This is a genomic window from Pustulibacterium marinum, from assembly GCF_900116665.1.
In the GTDB taxonomy this organism is placed as follows: domain Bacteria; phylum Bacteroidota; class Bacteroidia; order Flavobacteriales; family Flavobacteriaceae; genus Pustulibacterium; species Pustulibacterium marinum.
Window position 1 is genome coordinate 524,331 of the sequence record NZ_FPBK01000001.1, and the last position, 20,119, is coordinate 544,449.

Consider the following 20,119-nt stretch of genomic DNA (forward strand, 5'->3'; position numbering starts at 1 on the left):
GATAGTAGTCGTTTGTAAACGTTTGTAACAGTTGTTGAAACCGACTAAATAATTTATGCAAACCACAATTAACAAAATAGATCTTAGGAATCTATATTTAGATGATTTTCGTGCTTTACGTGCCTCAATGGTAAGAGCTTATAAGAATTACGAAGATTTCTGGGAAGAAGATGAAATAGAAAAATTACTCACGATTTTTCCGGAAGGTCAATTGGTAATTCTAGCAGATGATGTTGTGGTAGGAGCCGCACTTTCAATTGTTGTAAATCTCGAAGATTTCAAAACAAATCATACTTATAACGAAATTACAGCCAACTCTTCTTTTACTACGCACAATCCAGATGGTTCTGTACTGTACGGGATAGAGATTTTCATACATCCTGATTTTAGAGGAATGCGTTTAGGTCGCCGTTTGTACGATGCCAGAAAAGAACTATGCGAAACTTTGAATTTAAAATCCATAGTTTTTGCCGGTAGAATACCCAATTACGGAAAAGTTTCAAAAGAATGTACTCCAAAAGAGTATATAGAAAAGGTAAGAATGCGCGAGTTGCATGATCCTGTTTTGTCTTTTCAATTGAGTAACGACTTCCATGTGAAGCGTGTTATGAAAGGATATCTTGAGGGTGATTTAGGTTCTCAGGAATATGCTGTTCTTATGGAATGGAATAACATATACTACGAGGAGAGTCCAAAGTTGATCAATGCTAGAAAATCTGTTGTACGATTAGGATTAATCCAATGGCAAATGCGTCCACTGAAAGATATCGATGCATTATTTGATCAAGCAGAATTTTTTATTGATGCCGTTTCGGGTTACGAAAGTGATTTTGCGCTGTTCCCAGAGCTATTTATTGCTCCATTAATGGCGCCTTACAATCATCTTTCGGAAGGTGATGCAATAAGAGAATTAGCAAAATTCACTGAAGATATTCGTGCCAGATTCCAAGAGTTTGCCATTTCATATAATATCAATATTATTACTGGAAGCATGCCGTTTATGGATGAAGAAGGGAAGTTGTTTAATATTGGTTATTTGTGTAAACGAGATGGAACCTCTGAGATGTATACCAAAATTCACATTACACCCAACGAAGTTTCTCATTGGGGAATGACGGGCGGCAACAAAATACAAACCTTTGATACCGATTGTGGTAAAATAGGAATAGTAATTTGTTACGATGTAGAATTTCCTGAATTGTCTAGATTAATGGCAGATAAAGGAATGCAGATTTTATTTGTTCCGTTTTTGACAGATACACAAAATGGATATACCCGTGTGCGCCATTGTGCGCAGGCAAGAGCTATAGAAAATGAATGCTATGTAGCTATAGCCGGCTGTGTGGGTAATTTGCCAAGAGTAAATAATATGGATATTCAATATGCACAAGCAGCAGTTTTTACTCCTTCAGATTTTACGTTTCCCACAAACGGAGTAAAAGCAGAAGCAACTCCGAATACAGAAATGACCTTAATCGTTGATGTAGATATGGATGCTTTAAAGGAATTACATGAATTCGGAAGTGTTAAAATCTTAAAAGATAGAAGAACAGACCTCTATGAAATTGTAGAAAAGAATCAAAATAAATAAATTAGTAACAAAATTCCCCTAAACACAGAACAAAATGAGTTTAATTAAATTAAGAAACGAAGAGTGGAAAGAGTATAGAAAAGACACCTGGAAGGAGGGTCTTGTCTTCAAAGTTTCCAATTACGGAAGGGTTATTGGACCAAAAGATTTTGAAACCGAAAAACTCTTGAAAACGTATCAAGTTGCCGGTTATGAATATTTCATGGCAAAAAAGGAAAATGATAAAAATGATTTGGTCTATATCCATAGAGCGGTAGCCAATCTATTTATTGAGAATCCGGAGGAGAAAAAATTCGTAATTCATAAAGATTTTGACAAATTGAATAACGAAGTAGACAACTTAGCATGGGTAACCCGTTCAGAGCTTACAAAGCATAATATGGCAAACCCATCGGTAATTGCAGGAAAAGAAAAAAAGAAATCAAAACCTAGCTTTAGTAAACTTACAGAGGCGAAAGTGAAATTGCTTAAACGAAAAATCAACGATCCAAACAGACGTACACGTTTAAGAATTATTGCAAAACAATTCGGTATTTCAGAAATGCAATTGTACCGAATCAAATCTGGAGAAAACTGGAGCCATGTAGAACCGTAGTGGTAATGAATAAAATAGTATTTTTAGTAAGCGTGTGTTGTACTGTTGCATTTGCAAGAGCACAGCACACGCTTTCTTTTGAAGAAGGTTTTGTATCTCCCAAAGCCTCGTTGTCACAAATCTCATGGCTCTCGGGTTATTGGGAAGGTGAAGCTTTTGGCGGTCAATGTGAAGAAATTTGGAGCAATCCTCTAGGTGATTCTATGATGTTTGTTTTTAAACTTTCAGTCAATGGAAAAACAAAATTTTATGAATCAGGAGGTATTCGTCAAGTTGGAGAAACATTGATTTTACAGCTCAAACATTTTGATGCGCAGTTTCATGGTTGGGAAGCCAAAGACGAAACAGTAGACTTTAACTTGATAAAGATAACGCCCAATAAAATCTATTTTGACGGATTCACTATTGAAAAAATAAGTGAAAACAACATTCATATGTGGGTAAAGATAGAAGAAGATAAAAACCAAGAGGAAGTACTATTTGATTATAAAAAGAAGTAAGCTATGCAAAAGGAATGTTTGGAATGTGGCGATAAAATTGTTGGAAGATCCGATAAAAAATTTTGTAGTGATGCTTGTAGAAATAGTTACAATAACAACTTAAATAAGGATAGCAAAAACCTAATCAGAAACGTAAACAATCGCTTAAAGAAAAATTACAGAATTTTAGAATCTTTAAATCCGGAAGGAAAAGCAAAAGTGAGCAAATACAAGTTGCTAGATAAAGGTTTTGATTTTGAATACTTCACAAACATATATACTACAAAAACCGGCAACGAATATCATTTTATATACGATTATGGTTATTTAGCTTTAGAAAACGATTATTTTATGCTGGTAAAAAGGGAACAATAGCATTTCTTGTTAACTTTATCGTATGAAAAAAATCAACCAGCCAGTTTCTATTCTAATTATCATAGTTGCTATCTTCAGTAGTTTTTACGTGCTATTGCCGCAACATATTTCAGATGAAAATTCTTCCGAAACTTCATTTTCCACCAAAAGAGCTTTAAACCATGTAGAAGCCATTGCTTCAAAACCACATTTTGTAGGTTCATCGGCTCACAAAGAGGTGATTACCTATTTGCAATCGGCATTGGAGAATCTCGGAATAGTGTCTACATTACAAACGGGATACACGGCTGGAGATTGGGCGAATTTAAGTAGCGCAACAAATATTATAGGAAAGATAGAAGGTTCAGAAGACGGTAAAGCATTGTTGCTTTTATCTCATTATGACAGCAATCCGCATTCTTCATTGGGTGCTTCGGATGATGCAGCCGGAGTTGCCACTATTCTAGAATCCTTGAGAGCTTTTTTAGCTGAGGGAAATCAACCAAAAAATGATATCATCATTGTATTTTCAGATGCTGAAGAATTGGGTTTAAATGGAGCGCAATTGTTCGTGAACAATCATCCATGGATTAAAGACGTTGGTTTGGTACTCAATTTTGAAGCAAGAGGAAGTGGCGGTCCTAGTTATATGTTGATAGAAACAAATAACGGAAATAGCAATATGGTCAAAGAGTTTCAAAAAGCAGCACCAAAATTTCCAGTAGCCAATTCATTTATGTACAGCATTTATAAGATGCTTCCTAATGATACAGATTTAACGGTTTTTCGAGAAGATGCGAATGTAAACGGTTTCAATTTTGCATTTATAGATGATCATTTTGATTATCACACACAGTTAGATAATTACGAAAGACTAGACAGAAAAACACTAGAGCATCAAGGTTCATATTTAATGCCTTTATTAAAGCATTTTTCAAATACAGACCTTTCAAAAGTCACATCAGATACTGATACCGTCTATTTCAATGTTCCTGTATTCAAATTAATAAGTTATCCTTTTGCGTGGATTTTACCAATGCTAATTTTGGGTGTTTTTATATTTATCGCCATTCTAATTTTTGGAAAAACCAAGAGATCACTTCGCTTAAAGAAAGTGGCTAAAGGATTTATTCCTTTTATCTTACTTCTCACAGTAAATGGAATTTTAGGGTATTTTGCTTGGCCTACATTAAAATATGCATATCCGGAATACCAGGATATTTTACATGGATTTACGTATAATGGACATTGGTACATTGCAGCGTATGTTGCTCTAAGCCTTGGATTTTGTTTCTTGTTTTATGGCTTTTTTCATAAAGTGCGTTCCGTAGATTTGGCAGTAGCCCCTTTGTTTTTCTGGTTAGTTATTACAGCATTGCTTAGTATATATTTAAAAGGAGGAGCATTCTTCATTATTCCATTTTATGCAGCTTTGTTAATTTGGTGGTTACGAATCAAGTTTGGAAATGTTTCTCCAATAGTTCTAACCATTATTGGAGTTCCTGTTTTAGTAATTTTAGTACCGTTCGTACAAATGTTTCCGGTAGGTTTAGGATTAAAAATGATGGTAGCTTCTACAGTATTTGTGTCGCTGATTTATGGTTTGTTGCTTCCGGTTTTTGCCACCTATAGAAAGAAGCGATATTTTGCTTTGGGATCTTTTGTTATAGCTATAGCATTCTTGATAATAGCTCATCAAAATTCAAAATTCACTTCGGAAACACCAAAACCATCAAGTCTTGTGTATCTTTTTGATGCTGATACGGATAAAGGATTTTACGCGAGCTACGATGCAATTTTATCACCTTGGAATGCCAAATATCTTCAAGAAAGTTCAAATGTTGATAGTGTAATGAGTTCAACATTTAGCAGTAAATACGGTACAAGATTTAATAAAATTCAAAAAACCGATTTTAAGAAAATACCATTGCCAATAGTGAGCTTAGAAAGCGATACTATAATTGGTGATACTAGAAAATTACGCATCGAAATTAAGCCTCAAAGAGCTATCAATCGGGTTGAAATATTTTCAGATGTAATAAACTTTACAAGTGTAAATGTGAATGGAATTGCTTTGAATGACGAATTTTTGAATGCTCGAAAACCGAATGATAAATTGATCACGCATTATGTTTCGGATAATGCAAGTACAGTGTTGGAAGTAACATTTTCAAAAGATGAAACCTTTGAAATGGAAGTCTACGAAGCAGCAAATGATTTATTATCCGGCGACTATGGGATTAAAAATCGTCCTGAAAATGAGATTCCAATGCCGTTTGTTTTGAACGATGCCACCATCACTAAAAAGAAGTATATATTTTGAAAATAGCAATTTTAGGTTGTGGTTGGTTGGGGCTACCTTTAGCTGAACATTTGATAGATCAAGGGTTTCAAGTAAATGGTTCTACCACTAGTGAAGAGAAATTAGCATTATTACAGCAAAAGGGAATTCAGTCGTTTCTTATTGAAGTTACCGAGGAAAAAATCACTGGAGATTTCGAAGGCTTTTTAGAGCAAGTTGAAATTTTGATTATTGATATTCCTCCAGGATTGCGTAAGAATCCTAATGGAAATTTTACTAAGAAGATTGATCAAATACTTCAAAAAATGGAAGAGCGAAGCTTAAAAGTTATTTTCGTAAGTAGTACATCCGTTTATGGAGATCATCAAGGTGAAGTGGATGAAACCATTCCAGCTGAACCAGAAACCACTAGTGGAAAGCAGTTATTGGCAAGCGAACAATTACTTCAACAAAGTGAAAATTTACAGGTAACAGTAATTAGGTTTGCTGGGCTTTTTGATGAAAATAGACATCCTGTAAAGTTTTTATCAGGAAGAGAAAACGTTAAACAAAAGTATCACTTTGTTCATCTCATTCATAAATGTGATTGCATAGGGATTATTACTTCCATCATAGAAAAGGATAAATTTCCTTTCCTCTTAAATGCAGTGTATCCATACAACCCAAATCGCGGCAATTACTATACAGAGAAGGCTTTACAGCAGAATTTACCAGTTCCTATTTTTCAGGAAGAATCTCCCGGAAAGAAAGGTAAACACATAATTTCAATAAATATTTCCTATCTTAACTATTCCTTTCAAAAAGACCTATTTTCCTGATCTTTAAACGAATTTTAAGTTTTGTTTAACGTAGTTAAAGTTTGGTTAAACAGAATAGAATGCATGCATAGCAATAGTCCTTTCGATTATATTTACAAAAAAATTGCTATGAAAAATAATTTAAACACTGAAGTGGTTCTTCAAGAAATTAGATTTCTTTTGAGGACCAGTTGTCAAGAGGAATCTTTACAGCAAAAGCATTTTGAAAGTTTGCATTGTGCAATTCTAAAAAAACACTTTAAAGCAGGTGATGTAAAAATAGATCACCGCAATAAAGTTATACATTTAAGTATGAATGTAGATAGTTCTGCTAACTTCTTTGGGCAGAAAAGTTATGTAGATGTAGAAATGAAATTCAAGAATATTTATGACTTCTTAGAGTCTTGTTTAGAGACTTCAGATCAAAATATTGTTTTCTACAGAAACATTCTAAAATTTTACAACCAGCGCGCTGTATAATGGGTTTATAAACTCAATTATAAAACTGACTAATTCTTCACTATTAAATCTTATAACTATGGACACCAACAAAACTGTTATCAATGTATTGAATGATTTATTGAAACTTCATATGGAAACTGAACAGAACTACCTAGAATGCATCAATCAGATTTTCCATAGAGGAGTGCGAAGTTTTTTTGTAACTCAAGCACAAACCAAAAACAAGTTTGTACACCAGCTTGCTTTGGAAGTTCAAAAACTAGGGGGAGATATTTATACGGCAGACGCTACTGTAGTAAATCATTTTGACTTTTACGAGGATTTAAGAACCATTAGCTTTGAAGAGGTTTTAAATTATTGTTTAAAATTTGAAGAAGAAATGATAGCTACCTACGAGAAAGCTATACACACAGAAGGAATAGAAGAGACTACTCAGTATTTGCTTTTAAAACAAAAAACAGAATTAGAAAGCTTATTGACGGAAGCTAAAATAAAAGAATATAGAACGCACGAAAGATTAGTATCTTAATTCTTTCAACAATAGAATGCTTTATTGATTTTTTTTGATAGTTTTGGCTGTCAATAATTTAAACAGACCGATGAAAAAAATAATTTTACAATTATGTTTGGCCGTTATGCCGATTCTTGGAGTAGCTCAAACAAAAGGAGAATTGGTAAAGCATTACGAAGCATTCTATAATCAAATGAAAAAGCAAGGTGATCTTCAAGGGTCTATTAATGCTTTGACTCATTTAAATGTATTGGAGCCAAACCAAGCAAATACTGATACTTTAGCTTACTATTATTTAAGTGCTAATCAGTACGTACAGGCGCTAAATGTTATTGGAATAGAGAAAGATGAAAATGCTTCAGCTTTGGCAGTACAGGTAAAAGCAGTTTCATTAAAATCTTTAAACCAAAGAGAGAAGGCTTTGGAGCAATATGAAATTTTGTTCAAAAAAACTCCAAATATCTATATTGCTTATGAAATGGCCGATTTAAGAACTCAGTTAGGTAATTTCCAAGGAGCCATGACTAATATTGAGTACGGGTTAGCGAATGTAAATGAAGCAGACCGTATTGCTTTTTATGAGTCAAACCAACCTTATGAAGTTCCTGCGAAAGCAGCGTTTATGTATCAAAAAGCATTAAGCGAGTATAGTTTGAACCAAACTGATTTGGATACACCTATAAACACGCTTACAAAAGCACTTGCAATAGCACCTAAGTTTACATTAGCACAGACTATTAAAAAAGCTTTATTACAGAAAAAGGCTGGAGTAGAATAGTAAAAGGCATATGTGAAATATATAAAAGAAAAGACCGCTTAAAGAAGCGGTCTTTTTTTATGAATTCCTTTTTTGATAACTAATCTACCAAATTTTAACTCTTTCATCTTTTGGAATGTACATGCTGTCTCCTTCTTTAATATTGAATGCAGCATAGAAAGCATCAATATTTAAAAGGGGTTGTGTAGCTCTATACATACCAGGTGAGTGTGGATCTGTTTTGATACGTGTTTGTAAAGCATCCGGACGCATTTTTGTTCTCCATACAGTAGCCCAACTCATAAAAAAGCGTTGGTCTTGCGTCAATCCGTCAATTTTACCTGGGTTACCATCTTTTTTCAGTTGCATTTGAAGTCCGTCATAAGCAGCATTTACACCACCTAAATCACCAATGTTCTCTCCAAGTGTAAACTTACCATTGATGTGAACTTCCGGTAAAACTTCTATAGCACTATATTGGTCTGCTAGTTTTGTTCCTAGTGTGTTAAATTGTTCAAGATCTTTGTCTGTCCACCAATTTACTAAGTTTCCATCAGCATCAAAATCAGCTCCGCTATCATCAAAACCATGAGAGATTTCATGTCCAATAACAGCTCCAATTCCACCATAATTTACAGCAGGATCTGCTTTGAAATCAAAGAAAGGTGGCTGTAAAATTGCAGCTGGAAAAACGATTTCATTATAAGAAGGATTATAATATGCGTTTACAGTTTGTGGAGCCATAAACCATTCTGTTTTATCAACAGGTTCGTTTAGTTTTTCAAGATTTTCTTTATATCTCCATGTAGATGCATTTTGCATATTACTGTAATACGTTCCTCCATCTTCGTTAGATTTGATAGTTAATCCACTATAGTCTTTCCAGTGATCAGGATATCCAACTTTGATGGTGGTTTTTTCAAGTTTTTCTTTTGCTTTTTCTTTGGTAGCAGCATCCATCCATGGCAGTGCATCAATTCTAATCTCGTATGCTTTGATTACGTTTGCAATCATCTCTTCGGCAGTAGCTTTTGCCTCGGCTGGGAACATTTCTTTTACATACAATTTACCAAGTGCTTCACCTACCGTCCAGTTGATGGTTTGCAGAGCTCTTTTCTCTCTTGGTTCTTGTTCTTTTGCTCCACTTAAGGTTTTACTGAAAAACTCCCAATTTGCAGTTTCTATTTCTTCTGAAAGTGTAGTGGCTGCATGGTCAAAACTCATCCATTTAGCATAGGCTTTCCAAGCATCTATGTTTTTCTTTTCAAGAATTTTGTTAAGCTCTTTAAAATATTTGACATCGCTAACAATAACTGTATCTACAGACCCCATTCCAATACCTTTGAAATATTGTTTCCAGTTAATAGCTGGTGTCATTTTTTGTAAATCGGAAATAGCTGTTGGGTTATATGTTTTGTTGGCATCTCTTCTGTCAACTTTATCCATACGTATTTCTGCCATCTGCGTCTCAAGTGCAACAATTTTGGAAGCCATTTCTTTAGCCTCGGTTTCATCCATATTTAGAAAACCGAACATTCTTGCAATGTGATCTTGATATTTTTGCTTTTTTTCTTTAGAATCTTCGTCATCGGCTACGTAATAATCTCTGTCTGGTAAACCAAGACCACCAGCTCCTAGAGAAACTACGTGCTTGTTACTGTCTTTTGCATCAACATCTACATAGGCACCAAAGAAACCTCCGCCTCCTTTGGTTTGCATTTCTATAAGATAAGCTTCTAGAGAAGGAATGTCTTTAATATTATCTGCTTTGGCTAAAACTGGTAATATAGGTGCTACTCCTTGCTTATTTCTAGCTTCGATATCCATGATCGTTTTATACAGATACACTGCTTTTGCTTCATCAGAATTAGGATCAAGATCTTTGTTTTCCAATGCTTTATTCAAAATTTCCAGTACGTCTTTATCTGTTTTTTCTCTAAGCTCATAAAAACTACCCCAAGCAGTTTTATCTGCAGGAATTTCTGTGCTGTCTAACCATTTTCCGTTTACAAAGCGGAAAAAGTCATCTTTTGGATTTGCAGTGGAATCCATGTATTGTAACTGGAGTCCGTGATGCTCTTCTTTCATTGCTGTTTCATTGACTTTTCTCTCTTTTTCGCAGGATGCAAGAATAAGAGTAGAAGTTAAAGCCAGCGCAGCAGGTTTTAATATTCTTTTCATGTTATAACATTTGGTTTATGTGCAATTTACAGAAAATTGCGATTTGAGTTTTCAAACTTGTAGTATATGTATGTTGAAAACTAGTTTTGTTTCAGTTCTTGGAGAATTTTGTCTTCCTCTTCTGATTTTATTTGAATGATTTCAGAAATATTATTATTAGGAATGGTCATAGAAAGTACGTAATGCTGTATTTTCCATACACCGTCTTGTTTGACTGCCACTCCAGATCCTCTACAAATTTTCATTTGAGTATCTAAAAGTTCATCAAACCAAGCAATTGTTTTTTCTTTATTAAAATAGATGTTCTTTTCTAAAGATGTGAAACTCCAGGCTTTCCCCTTGTCAAAATGTGGTTTTGCATAAGCCATGAATTCTTTTTTGTTCCAGTTTTCGTTAGCATCTGTACCTATAAAAACTGCATCTTCGGTCATTTTTTCAAAGTAATTCACGAAGTTGGCTTCAGCCGCTGCTTTATGCCAATTGTCTAGTAGTAAAGTTACCTGTTGTTCATTTGTTTGCGCGTTTAAGAAACTCACAAAAAGGAATATAAAAGTGGTGATTATTTTCATTTTCTATTTAAGATATCTTGCATGTTTTTTTCCAAAGAGGTGTCGTTTTGAGCATTGATCTGTTTCAGAATACTATTATAAGTGTCATAAATGTTATGAAGGTCTTTATTGATTTCTTCATTTGTTAAATACGAATTGTTTTTAATAGCATCAGCAAGAAGCAATGTATAAGTTTTTAAATTTCGTAGCCTGCTTTTTGTAAATGAATTGTTATATTTCTCTGGAATATCTTTTTCCTCTACATCTAAAATTCTTCTGTAAATATCATCAACTTGGTAGTATAATTTCAGGTAAGAACTATTAATAATGGCTTGTTCCTTTTCGCTGGGTTTGTATAGAATGACTTCTTCTACAGATTCTTGTTTGCCTTCAGTTTTCAAGTAATTCCCGGCTTCTTTGTTGTTTAGTAGTTGAGCTCCCCAAAGATATAAGTCGGTTGCTCCATTTCCGTCATAGATGTATTGAGTTGGCGATTTTGTAGCACCTATGACCACTCTACCTCTTTCTCTTGTGGAATAGGTAATGCTACAACGAAACCAATTGTTCTTTAATTTTTCAATTTTGGCATCAAAGCCATCTGGTGTGTATGATACTGTTCCTTCTTTAAGATCAAAAGTAGCCGTTTCTTTTTCGGAAGGATCTACACTTTCTGTGCTTAAATAACACAATGTAGCAGCACCTGGTTTTACGTAAACCGATAGATTTAGTTGCTCCATGTCTTTGGTGTAATAGCCTTGCGCAATGTAATGATAACCAGATGTAGAGTCGCCTATAAAAGCATCTGCTGTAAGCTCGTTATTGATGCTAGTCATGGCATCTTTTTTAATATCAATGTTTTTCTTGCTCCATTTTCTATGGTCCAGTTGTTCAGACCATAAAAGAAAATTGGTTCTATCTACTTTTATTGTTTTGGTGTATTTGTTAGCTCCAATAGTGAGTATAGCCTGATGTAACTCGTTAAAAGGAATCCAATTTTTAATGCTTTCCAAAGCTGCTGTAGAAAGTGCTTCGGGCTTATATTTTGGAATCATAATTTGATCCGATTCTGAAACCGGAACTTTTTCTTCATCTTGAGAATTTTTGGTAGTAGTTTCTTGGCAAGAAAATAAAAGAGTTATGCAAAGTGTAATATAAACAATCGGGTTTTTCATTCCGTTTTAATCAGTTTTTAAAAATTCAAATATACACTATTTCTATAGCTGAAAATGTGCCAGATTTGTTGCTTAGAGAAATTTTAATGTACTTTTTTGATCATTCACTTTTAATTCAACATTTCTTCCTAAGAATAATGCTCTATTATCGGGTTCGTGCCCTGCAGGAAAATCAAAGAGTATGGGAACATTGTACTCCGTTACCACATCTAAAAGTAGTTCGTAAATTATTTTCCCAAATTTGGTAGGATTGTTTTTTATTCTGGTAATATCTCCAAAAACAATTCCTTTACAGTTATCAAAGAAACCAGCTCTTTTCAAAGATTGCATCATTCTGTCTATTGAATATTTGTATTCCCCAATTTCTTCAATAAAAACAATTTTTCCGGAAGTATCCAAAGCTGTTTTAGAACCTAGCATACTTACCAAAAGTGATAAATTTCCACCAACCAATTGGCCAGTTGCATTTCCATGATAGTTATGACTATTAGAAGGTATTGAATAGGTTAATTCTTGACCAAAAATGGCTTTTTCAAAGGTGCTTTTAGTTTCTTTAATTTGTGTCGCGTCGCTTTCCAAACTCGTACACATCATGGCGTGTAAAGATTGGTAACCAAGCACGTTCATCTGATTATGAAAAGCCGTAATATCTGAGTATCCAATAATCCATTTTGGATGTTTTTTGAATTTGGTATAATCTAACATATCTAAAATTCTAACACTACCATAACCTCCGCGTGCACACCAAATAGCTTTGATTGAAGGGTCGTCTAAAGCAGTCTGAAAATCGGCACAGCGCTCTTCATCACTTCCTGCAAAATGACCTCCTTGTTTCAAAACATTTTTACCTACTGAAACATGCAACCCAAGACTTTTAAGGTAATTTTCTGCTGCTTGAAAAACATAACTTCTGTTAGATTTGATGATTCCAGCCGGAGCAACTATGGCTACAGTATCGCCTTTTTTCAAAAATGGAGGTTGTTTCATGGATTGTGCAGATAGAATAGTTACAGAAAAAAGCAAATAGCAAAGGCTAGTTGCTAGTAATTTCTTCATGATCATAATTAGCTTTTTTTGTAAAAGTACAGTTTTGTAGCTAACAAAAAAAGGCTCTGTCTTTACTAAAACAGAGCCTTTGGTGTTGCAAAATGATGAAATATTATTTTTTGGACCTCTTTAAAGAATTTGCTGGAGCAGTTCGTAAATACATGTCTCCTGTAGCATCAAAATTCATTAGAGTACCTTCATAATGTCCAGAAAATGAATTGTTGGTTTGGTCTACACCGTTAAAATCAAGTTCAAATGTGTTATCTCCTGAAATAGTTAGTGAACCCGATGAAATTTCAATATAATCGTCAAATTCTTCTATCATGTCCGAATCTAGGCCAAAAGCAATATCCCCATAGTCAAAGGTAAAAGCTGTTTCAGGATTATCTTCTGATAAATAATTGTAAGTTCCCGGTGCTAATCCGTCTGGAGTGTTAGAAAACGCTTCAAGATAAATCACATAGAAATCGGAGCTTGTAGAAGATGGGTATCCATTGGTACTAGTTACAACAGCATCGGTAATGTTGAGATCAGAATTGTAAACTCCAGGAGAAGTTTCGCCATAATATTCAGTGAATACACTGTTAATTTCAAATTCTTCTCCATTATAGTTTAACATATTTTGTGTTGTTTGGTTGTTGTTATCATCGTCACTACCACAAGATGTGAAGATAAATGGAGTTAAAACTAAAAGGCATAACAATTTTTTGAAAGATGATTTTTTCATATTTTTTTGATTTAATGAATGATGAACGAAATATAGTATAAAAATAGTAGTTTTTCAAAACAGATTTAAAGATTTTTCTGATATTTAATTTGTTTGTAATTTTTTGATTTTCGTTACGTCCAATACCATCGTGAAATAACCATTTTATTAAATTCATTAAAAATCAACAAATGTCATTATTACAAGATTTACAATGGCGCCACGCCGTAAAAGCATACGATCCTGAAAAGAAAGTAAGCAAGGAAAACATTGATAAAATTATAGAAGCTGCGCGTTTGGCACCAACGTCATCTGGTTTACAACCTTTTAAATTATTGATTATAGAAAATCAGGAAATCAAAGATAAATTATCAGAAAAGGCTTTGAATCCAGAGTGTATGAAAGAGTGTTCGCATGTAATTGTTTTTGCTGCCTGGGATCGTTACACTGCAGAGCGAATTGATAAAGTATATGATTTAACAACCGATGAACGCGGATTACCAAGAGGTCGTTTCAGTAGTTATACCGATAAATTAAAGTCGATCTATTTAGAGCAACCAGCTGAAGAAAATCATGCGCACACGGCAAGACAAACTTACATTGCTCTTGGTTTGGCATTGGCACAGGCAGCAGAGTTGAAAGTAGATTCTACTCCGGTAGAAGGTTTCGATAGTGCTTTTGTAGACGAAGTTTTAGAGCTTGAAAAATTAGGTCTTAAAAGTGTATCGTTAATGTATGTTGGTTATGCCGATGCAGACCGTGATTGGTTAGGAAGTATGAAAAAAGTACGTGTTCCTAAAGAAGAGTTTGTAGTAGAATTTAAGTAATCTTACTATCAAGAAACTACATAGAAAAATCCCTATAATTCGGGGATTTTTTATTTTTCAATGTTTTTTAATTATCCCTTTCAAATTCCGTAATTTTGTGCTTTTGTAAAAAGTACGATTGAACTATGTCTGAAAATCAACAAAGATTTACCATTACTGCAGCATTGCCATACACCAATGGGCCTATTCATATTGGGCATTTGGCCGGCGTTTATGTGCCTGCAGATATTTATGCGCGTTATTTACGATTAACCAATAACGATGTTGCTTTTATTTGCGGTAGCGATGAGCACGGAGTAGCCATTTCTATGAAAGCAAAAAAAGAGGGCACTACGCCACAACAAATCATAGACAAGTATCACAAGATTATTAAAGATTCTTTTGAAGAGTTCGGAATTTCGTTTGATAACTATTCCCGTACGTCTTCAGAAATTCACCATAAAACCGCTTCAGAATTTTTTAAGAAAATGTATGAAGAAGGTAAGTTTATAGAAGAAACCACCGAGCAACTTTTTGATGCAGAAGCCAATCAGTTTTTAGCCGATCGTTTTGTGACAGGAACTTGTCCAAAATGTGGAAACGAAGAAGCTTATGGTGATCAGTGTGAAAAATGCGGAACTTCGTTAAACGCAACTGATTTAATCAATCCAAAATCAACCATTACAGGTTCGGTTCCTACATTGAAAGAAACCAAACACTGGTTTTTGCCTTTAGATCAATATGATGCATTTTTAAGAGAATGGATTATTGAAGGACACAAAAACGATTGGAAACCAAATGTATACGGACAAGTAAAAAGTTGGTTGGACGACGGGTTAAAACCTCGTGCTGTAACGCGTGACTTGGATTGGGGAATTCCTGTTCCTGTTCCAGGCGGCGAAGGTAAAGTACTGTACGTTTGGTTCGATGCGCCGATCGGATACATTTCTTCTACCAAAGAATGGGCAGCAAGAGAAGGGAAAGATTGGGAACCTTATTGGAAAGACGAAAACACCAAATTGGTACATTTTATTGGGAAAGACAACATCGTTTTCCACTGTGTTATTTTCCCTGCCATGTTAAAAGCAGAAGGTAGTTATGTGTTGCCAACCAATGTGCCAGCGAACGAGTTTTTAAATTTAGAAGGCAACAAATTGTCTACTTCTAAAAACTGGGCAGTTTGGTTACACGAGTATTTGGCAGATTTCCCGGGTCAGCAAGATGTGTTGCGTTACACCTTAACGGCAAATGCACCAGAAACCAAGGATAATGATTTTACCTGGAAAGATTTTCAAGCAAGAAACAACAATGAGTTAGTAGCTATTTTTGGAAACTTCATCAACCGAGTGATAGTACTTTCTAACAAATATTACGACGGCGTCATTCCACAACCAAATGAGTTTGCTCAGGTTGATTTGGATACCTTAGCTGAAATGAAAAAATATCCGGGAATCATCGCTTCTTCTATAGAGCGTTACCGTTTCCGCGAAGCTAGTCAGGAATTGATGAACTTGGCACGTCTGGGTAACAAATATTTAGCAGACGAAGAACCTTGGAAATTGATCAAAACGGATGAGGAACGTGTAAAAACCATCATGTTTACTGCCTTGCAAATTGCAGGTGCGTTGGCAGTGGCTTCGGAACCGTTCTTGCCATTCAGTTCTGATAAGTTAAAAGAGATGCTTCAGTTTGGAGAATTAGCTTCGGTACCAACTTGGGACGATGTTACCAATGCAGAAACCTTATTACCAGCCGGACATGCCTTAGGAAAAGCTTCCTTATTGTTCACTAAAATTGAAGACAAAGCTATTGAGGCGCAGTTAGAAAAATTAGAAGCGACTAAAAAAGCGAACGAAGCGGCAAACAAGGCGGTTGAACCTCAAAAAGAAACCATTGAGTTCGATGATTTTGCCAAATTAGATTTGCGTATAGGAACCATTATTGAAGCTGAAAAAATGCCAAAAGCTAAAAAGTTATTGGTGTTGAAAGTAGATTGTGGTTTAGACGTAAGAACCATTGTTTCTGGAATTGCAGAAAGTTTTAAACCAGAAGATATTATTGGCAAACAAGTAACGATTGTTGCGAATTTAGCGCCAAGAAAATTAAAGGGTGTAGAAAGTCAGGGAATGATTTTAATGACGAATACTTCTGAAGGCAAACTAGTGTTTATGAATCCTGATGAAGCAGGAGTAAGCAACGGTGAAACTGTAAATTAATGCTGAAAATTGCGTGGCATCCTATTTATCAGCATCCGCTGCCGGAAGGCCACCGTTTTCCTATGATAAAATATGATTTGCTTCCCAAGCAGTTACTGTATGAAGGTACCTGCTCGGAAGCAAATTTTTTTCGCCCTGAAATTCCTGATACTTCTTATATTCTCAATGTGCATACGCAGGAATATGTAGACGATTTATTCCATCTTACCTTAAATCCGAGAGCGGCTCGCAAAACCGGATTTCCACTTTCCAAAGAATTGGTAGAGCGCGAAATCATCATTGCAGACGGAACCATGAAAGGAACTGAATTTGCATTGGAGCATGGAATTGCTTTCAATATTGCTGGCGGAACGCATCACGCATATACCGATCATGGAGAAGGATTTTGTTTGTTGCACGATCAAGCAATAGCAGCGCGTTATTTGCAAGAAAAAGGATTGGCAAGTCAGATCTTGATTGTAGATTTAGATGTACACCAAGGTAACGGAACAGCTGAGATTTTTGCTGATGACAATACGGTTTTTACATTTTCCATGCACGGAAGAACCAATTATCCTTTCAAAAAAGAAATCAGCGATTTAGATATTCCGTTGGAAGACAAAACAGATGACGAAACTTATTTGAAGCTTTTAAAAGAAACACTTCCTGACTTAATAAGCAAAGTACAACCAGATTTTATTTTCTATTTAGCTGGAGCCGATGTGCTAGAAACCGATAAATTAGGAAAACTGGGTATGACGTTGCAAGGTTGTAAAGAGCGCGATCGGTTTGTGTTAGAAACCTGCCATCAATTACAAATTCCGGTACAATGTAGTATGGGAGGCGGTTATTCACCAGAAATCAAGAATATTATAGAAGCCCACGCCAATACGTATCGATTGGCGCAGGAAATATATTTTTAAGGAGTCATTCTATTTCTGTAGAGCGAAGTGTCAATACTGTTCAGCATCGCTTCTTTATCTAATTCTACTCCTAAAAACTCACAGATTTTATCAATTTCCGGTTTCGGATTCGTCATCATATCTTTATAGTTAATGAAGAGAATTTCCACGCCGGGTTCGTTATTTTTCCAAAAATCAATGGTTTGTAATTGTTTCTGAAAAGCTTGTAATAAATGAAGCGGCAAAGTATCCGGATCTTTCCCAATCATTTTTTGTTGCGAACGTACAATTTCATGAATATCTCTATTCATGAAAATTACTTTGTATCTGAATTGACGATCGATAAATTTCAGTAAAGGCGCTACAATTTTCACCGATTTGTTCTGCGCTTCTGACAACCATGAATTATCCTGATGCATGCTCATCACAGGTTTGTATTCAAAATACCCTTTCGGATTTGAAACATCAGCTTCACGTTCGCCGTCAATTAAAGCTTCTAAACCACCATTGCTCAACAATTGCATCATCATAGAAGTTCCAGACCTTGGAAGACCGGAAACTACCGTAATTTGATTTTCTCTATGTTTGAAAGTGGCTTTATCTTCTAGTTTTATTTCACCTATTTGCTCATCGATATTTTCAATTTTCTTTTCAGCTTTATGATAGGTTTTAGGTTGAAGTTTGGCAGCCGTTTCAAAAGCAATTTTCGCATTGGCTAAATCGCCCATTTTTTCCAAAGCTTCGCCTAGCGTGTAATGTGCTTTCGGAAAATATTTAATCAATTCAATAGCTGTTAAAGCATGATCAGCGGCTTCTTCATAATCACCTAACTGAATGTAAACCGCTGCAATGGCTTGATGATAGCGCGCATTGTCTTGTTCAAATTCTAAAGCAGTTTCAAAGTCGTTTTTGGCAAATTCAAATTGTTGAAGTTTCACATGTGCTCTTGCCTTTTGAAAAAATATCTCAGGATTTGGTTTCGTTTTAGCAGCTTCCGAAAGTAAGTTGATAGCTTCTAAAAATTTACCCACACCTATTAAAATTTTTGCTTCAGTAACCGTGGTGTTCAGTTCAAGTTTAGAATCAATTACTCTGATTGTCTTTAAATATTTTTCGGCTTTTTTAAAATCACCTTCTCGTATTGCAATTGTGATCAAATCTAAATAGAACGGAATCAAATCAATCTCTTTAGGAGATTTTAAAAGTTCTAACAACACCTCCTTGGCGCTTTCGTAATCTTTTTTACCAAGAAATACCCGAGCTAAATTGTGTTTTAAGTCGGTTTCTGTTTTTAAAATTGCCGTTTCTATTTTCTCATCCGGTTTATCAACATATCCTAAATCTATGAGTTGTTGCATGGTTTCTTGATCGGATAGCGAACTGAATTCAGAAGATTTAGTGTGTTCTCCAAAATCACCTTCAACGGTTTCCCAACTTTCTATGTAGGTTGGCGTTTTTGGATTTTTGAAAATTTCCAAAGCTGGTTTTCCATCCATATCCTTTCCGATAGGAAGATCGAATAGGTGCAGTAATGTAGGAGTAATGTCGATAAGACTCAATCCAAATACTTTTTCTTGCTGCTTGATGTCTGGTCCGGCTGCTACAAAGATTCCGAATTTCCGATGCTCCAGTGAAGGTGCAGCTTGGTATTTCGGCATTTTTAGAATTCGTTTGTTACCCGATTCATACCCATGATCTGACATTATAATAATATTGGTGTCGTCACCGGCTAGTTCCATAAGTCTGGCAAGCATCATATCTTGAAACTTGTAAGCACCATGAATCATGTCTTTGTAAATATCATATTGCTTTTGCGGAACTGCATTAAGTTTTGGTGGAAAGAACTTCATAAAAGCGTGGCAAAAATGATCTATCAAATCATAATACACCGCCATAAAATCCCATTCAGTAGTGCGCATCAGTTGTGTGGCTGCTGCATGCACTGAAATATTTTCAGCTAGTATTTTAGAAAAACTAACCAATCCCTTGTCTTTTTCCTGATCTATTTCAGCCGCTTTCGGTGCAAAAGTAAGAATGTGTTCATCATTAATTTCAAAAGGAAATACCTTTAAGTCTTTAATAGCTTCTAACAATTCTTCCGGATGTGTAGTTTCTGGTTTAAAAGGAATAATTTTCCGAGGGTCAGAAGTTACTTTTTGAAATGCATCAGAAACAATATGCCCGTTAATAGGTTCTGCCGGAAAGCTTGGCCACCAACCGACTAAGTTACTTCGGTAACCTTCGTGATGTAAAATATTCCAAATAGTCCTTACTTTTCTATTTTGTGTAGTTACAGGTCTAATTCCTTTGCGATCGGGAGCTACTTCTATAAAACCAAGAATTCCATGTTTGTCTGGTGTTTTACCAGTTGCAACACTGGTCCAAAGCATTGGAGAATAAGGTGGATTCATAGTGCTCATATTACCATAAACACCTTTGGTGATCAGTTTTTTGAGAGCAGGAAGTTCATTTTGTGCTAACATGGGACCAATGATTTTCCAGTCGGCAGCATCCCAGCCTATCAGTAGGGTTTTCTTTTTCATGTATCTTTATTCGTCTGTTCTTCTTTTTTAGCTTTTTTCCATTCTCTTACGCCAATATCTCCCAAAGCTAGTAAGCCCAAAGGACCTTTTCTTGTTAGCTTTTCATTAAGAACATTCTTGTTTTTATCATAAAAAGTCATAATACTTTTTCTTCCAGTAGGTTAATGTGGT

Annotated in this window: 19 protein-coding genes; 12 read left to right on the forward strand and 7 right to left on the reverse strand. The window is 35.2% G+C overall.

Going from position 1 to position 20,119, the window contains the following annotated elements:
* Positions 1-55 precede the first annotated feature (55 nt).
* The 9 genes from BM383_RS02360 (at position 56) to BM383_RS02400 (ending at position 7,869) form a co-directional block, all read left to right on the forward strand.
* Positions 56-1,591: a bifunctional GNAT family N-acetyltransferase/carbon-nitrogen hydrolase family protein gene (locus BM383_RS02360; protein WP_093022482.1), complete on the forward strand. Its 1,536-nt coding sequence runs from the start codon at positions 56-58 to the stop codon at positions 1,589-1,591.
* Between the two features lie 34 nt (positions 1,592-1,625).
* Positions 1,626-2,186, forward strand: a complete 561-nt coding sequence (locus tag BM383_RS02365) for an HNH endonuclease (RefSeq protein ID WP_093022485.1) — start codon at positions 1,626-1,628, stop codon at positions 2,184-2,186.
* 5 nt (positions 2,187-2,191) lie between these two features.
* On the forward strand, positions 2,192-2,686 hold the full coding sequence (locus BM383_RS02370; protein WP_093022488.1) for a DUF6265 family protein: 495 nt from the start codon (positions 2,192-2,194) through the stop codon (positions 2,684-2,686).
* 3 nt (positions 2,687-2,689) lie between these two features.
* Positions 2,690-3,040, forward strand: coding sequence for a hypothetical protein (locus tag BM383_RS02375; protein ID WP_093022491.1), 351 nt, complete (start codon positions 2,690-2,692; stop codon positions 3,038-3,040).
* A gap of 22 nt (positions 3,041-3,062) precedes the next feature.
* Positions 3,063-5,342 (forward strand): M20/M25/M40 family metallo-hydrolase, encoded by a 2,280-nt coding sequence (locus BM383_RS02380; RefSeq protein ID WP_093022493.1) that lies wholly within the window; start codon positions 3,063-3,065, stop codon positions 5,340-5,342.
* A complete protein-coding gene (locus tag BM383_RS02385; RefSeq protein WP_245766514.1) occupies positions 5,339-6,139 on the forward strand; it encodes an NAD(P)H-binding protein in 801 nt (266 codons plus the stop codon). Before BM383_RS02380 ends, BM383_RS02385 begins: the two co-directional genes overlap by 4 nt.
* A gap of 108 nt (positions 6,140-6,247) precedes the next feature.
* Positions 6,248-6,598, forward strand: coding sequence for a hypothetical protein (locus tag BM383_RS02390; RefSeq protein ID WP_143106329.1), 351 nt, complete (start codon positions 6,248-6,250; stop codon positions 6,596-6,598).
* A 58-nt stretch (positions 6,599-6,656) separates the two neighbouring features.
* On the forward strand, positions 6,657-7,109 hold the full coding sequence (locus tag BM383_RS02395) for a DUF2383 domain-containing protein (protein ID WP_093022502.1): 453 nt from the start codon (positions 6,657-6,659) through the stop codon (positions 7,107-7,109).
* 70 nt (positions 7,110-7,179) lie between these two features.
* Positions 7,180-7,869, forward strand: a complete 690-nt coding sequence (locus tag BM383_RS02400) for a hypothetical protein (protein ID WP_093022505.1) — start codon at positions 7,180-7,182, stop codon at positions 7,867-7,869.
* Positions 7,870-7,953: 84 nt separating this feature from the next.
* Here BM383_RS02400 and BM383_RS02405 read toward each other — a convergent pair whose 3' ends face one another.
* The 5 genes from BM383_RS02405 to BM383_RS02425 form a co-directional block, all read right to left on the reverse strand.
* Positions 7,954-10,029 carry a M13 family metallopeptidase gene (locus BM383_RS02405; RefSeq protein WP_093022508.1) on the reverse strand — a complete coding sequence of 692 codons (2,076 nt, stop codon included), beginning with the start codon at positions 10,027-10,029 and terminating at the stop codon, positions 7,954-7,956.
* Positions 10,030-10,109: 80 nt separating this feature from the next.
* Positions 10,110-10,598 carry a nuclear transport factor 2 family protein gene (locus BM383_RS02410; protein ID WP_093022511.1) on the reverse strand — a complete coding sequence of 163 codons (489 nt, stop codon included), beginning with the start codon at positions 10,596-10,598 and terminating at the stop codon, positions 10,110-10,112.
* Positions 10,595-11,749 (reverse strand): phage head spike fiber domain-containing protein, encoded by a 1,155-nt coding sequence (locus BM383_RS02415; protein ID WP_093022513.1) that lies wholly within the window; start codon positions 11,747-11,749, stop codon positions 10,595-10,597. The genes BM383_RS02410 and BM383_RS02415 overlap by 4 nt, the downstream gene beginning before the upstream one ends.
* Positions 11,750-11,821: 72 nt before the next feature.
* Positions 11,822-12,805: a S66 peptidase family protein gene (locus BM383_RS02420; RefSeq protein ID WP_093022516.1), complete on the reverse strand. Its 984-nt coding sequence runs from the start codon at positions 12,803-12,805 to the stop codon at positions 11,822-11,824.
* Positions 12,806-12,908: 103 nt separating this feature from the next.
* Entirely contained in the window at positions 12,909-13,523 is a 615-nt protein-coding gene (locus BM383_RS02425) for a hypothetical protein (RefSeq protein ID WP_093022518.1), read from the reverse strand.
* A 170-nt stretch (positions 13,524-13,693) separates the two neighbouring features.
* Between BM383_RS02425 and BM383_RS02430 the strand changes: the two genes are divergently transcribed.
* From BM383_RS02430 to BM383_RS02440, 3 genes are all read left to right on the forward strand, one after another.
* On the forward strand, positions 13,694-14,329 hold the full coding sequence (locus BM383_RS02430; protein WP_093022521.1) for a nitroreductase family protein: 636 nt from the start codon (positions 13,694-13,696) through the stop codon (positions 14,327-14,329).
* 125 nt (positions 14,330-14,454) lie between these two features.
* Positions 14,455-16,524 carry a methionine--tRNA ligase gene (gene metG, locus BM383_RS02435; protein ID WP_093022524.1) on the forward strand — a complete coding sequence of 690 codons (2,070 nt, stop codon included), beginning with the start codon at positions 14,455-14,457 and terminating at the stop codon, positions 16,522-16,524.
* Positions 16,524-17,426, forward strand: coding sequence for a histone deacetylase family protein (locus BM383_RS02440; RefSeq protein ID WP_093022527.1), 903 nt, complete (start codon positions 16,524-16,526; stop codon positions 17,424-17,426). Before metG ends, BM383_RS02440 begins: the two co-directional genes overlap by 1 nt.
* Here the strand turns inward: BM383_RS02440 and BM383_RS02445 are convergent.
* Positions 17,423-19,948: an alkaline phosphatase family protein gene (locus BM383_RS02445; RefSeq protein ID WP_093022530.1), complete on the reverse strand. Its 2,526-nt coding sequence runs from the start codon at positions 19,946-19,948 to the stop codon at positions 17,423-17,425. The two genes, BM383_RS02440 and BM383_RS02445, sit on opposite strands and share 4 nt — an antisense overlap.
* Positions 19,945-20,088: a hypothetical protein gene (locus tag BM383_RS18770; RefSeq protein WP_177229054.1), complete on the reverse strand. Its 144-nt coding sequence runs from the start codon at positions 20,086-20,088 to the stop codon at positions 19,945-19,947. The genes BM383_RS02445 and BM383_RS18770 overlap by 4 nt, the downstream gene beginning before the upstream one ends.
* Positions 20,089-20,119: the final 31 nt, after the last annotated feature.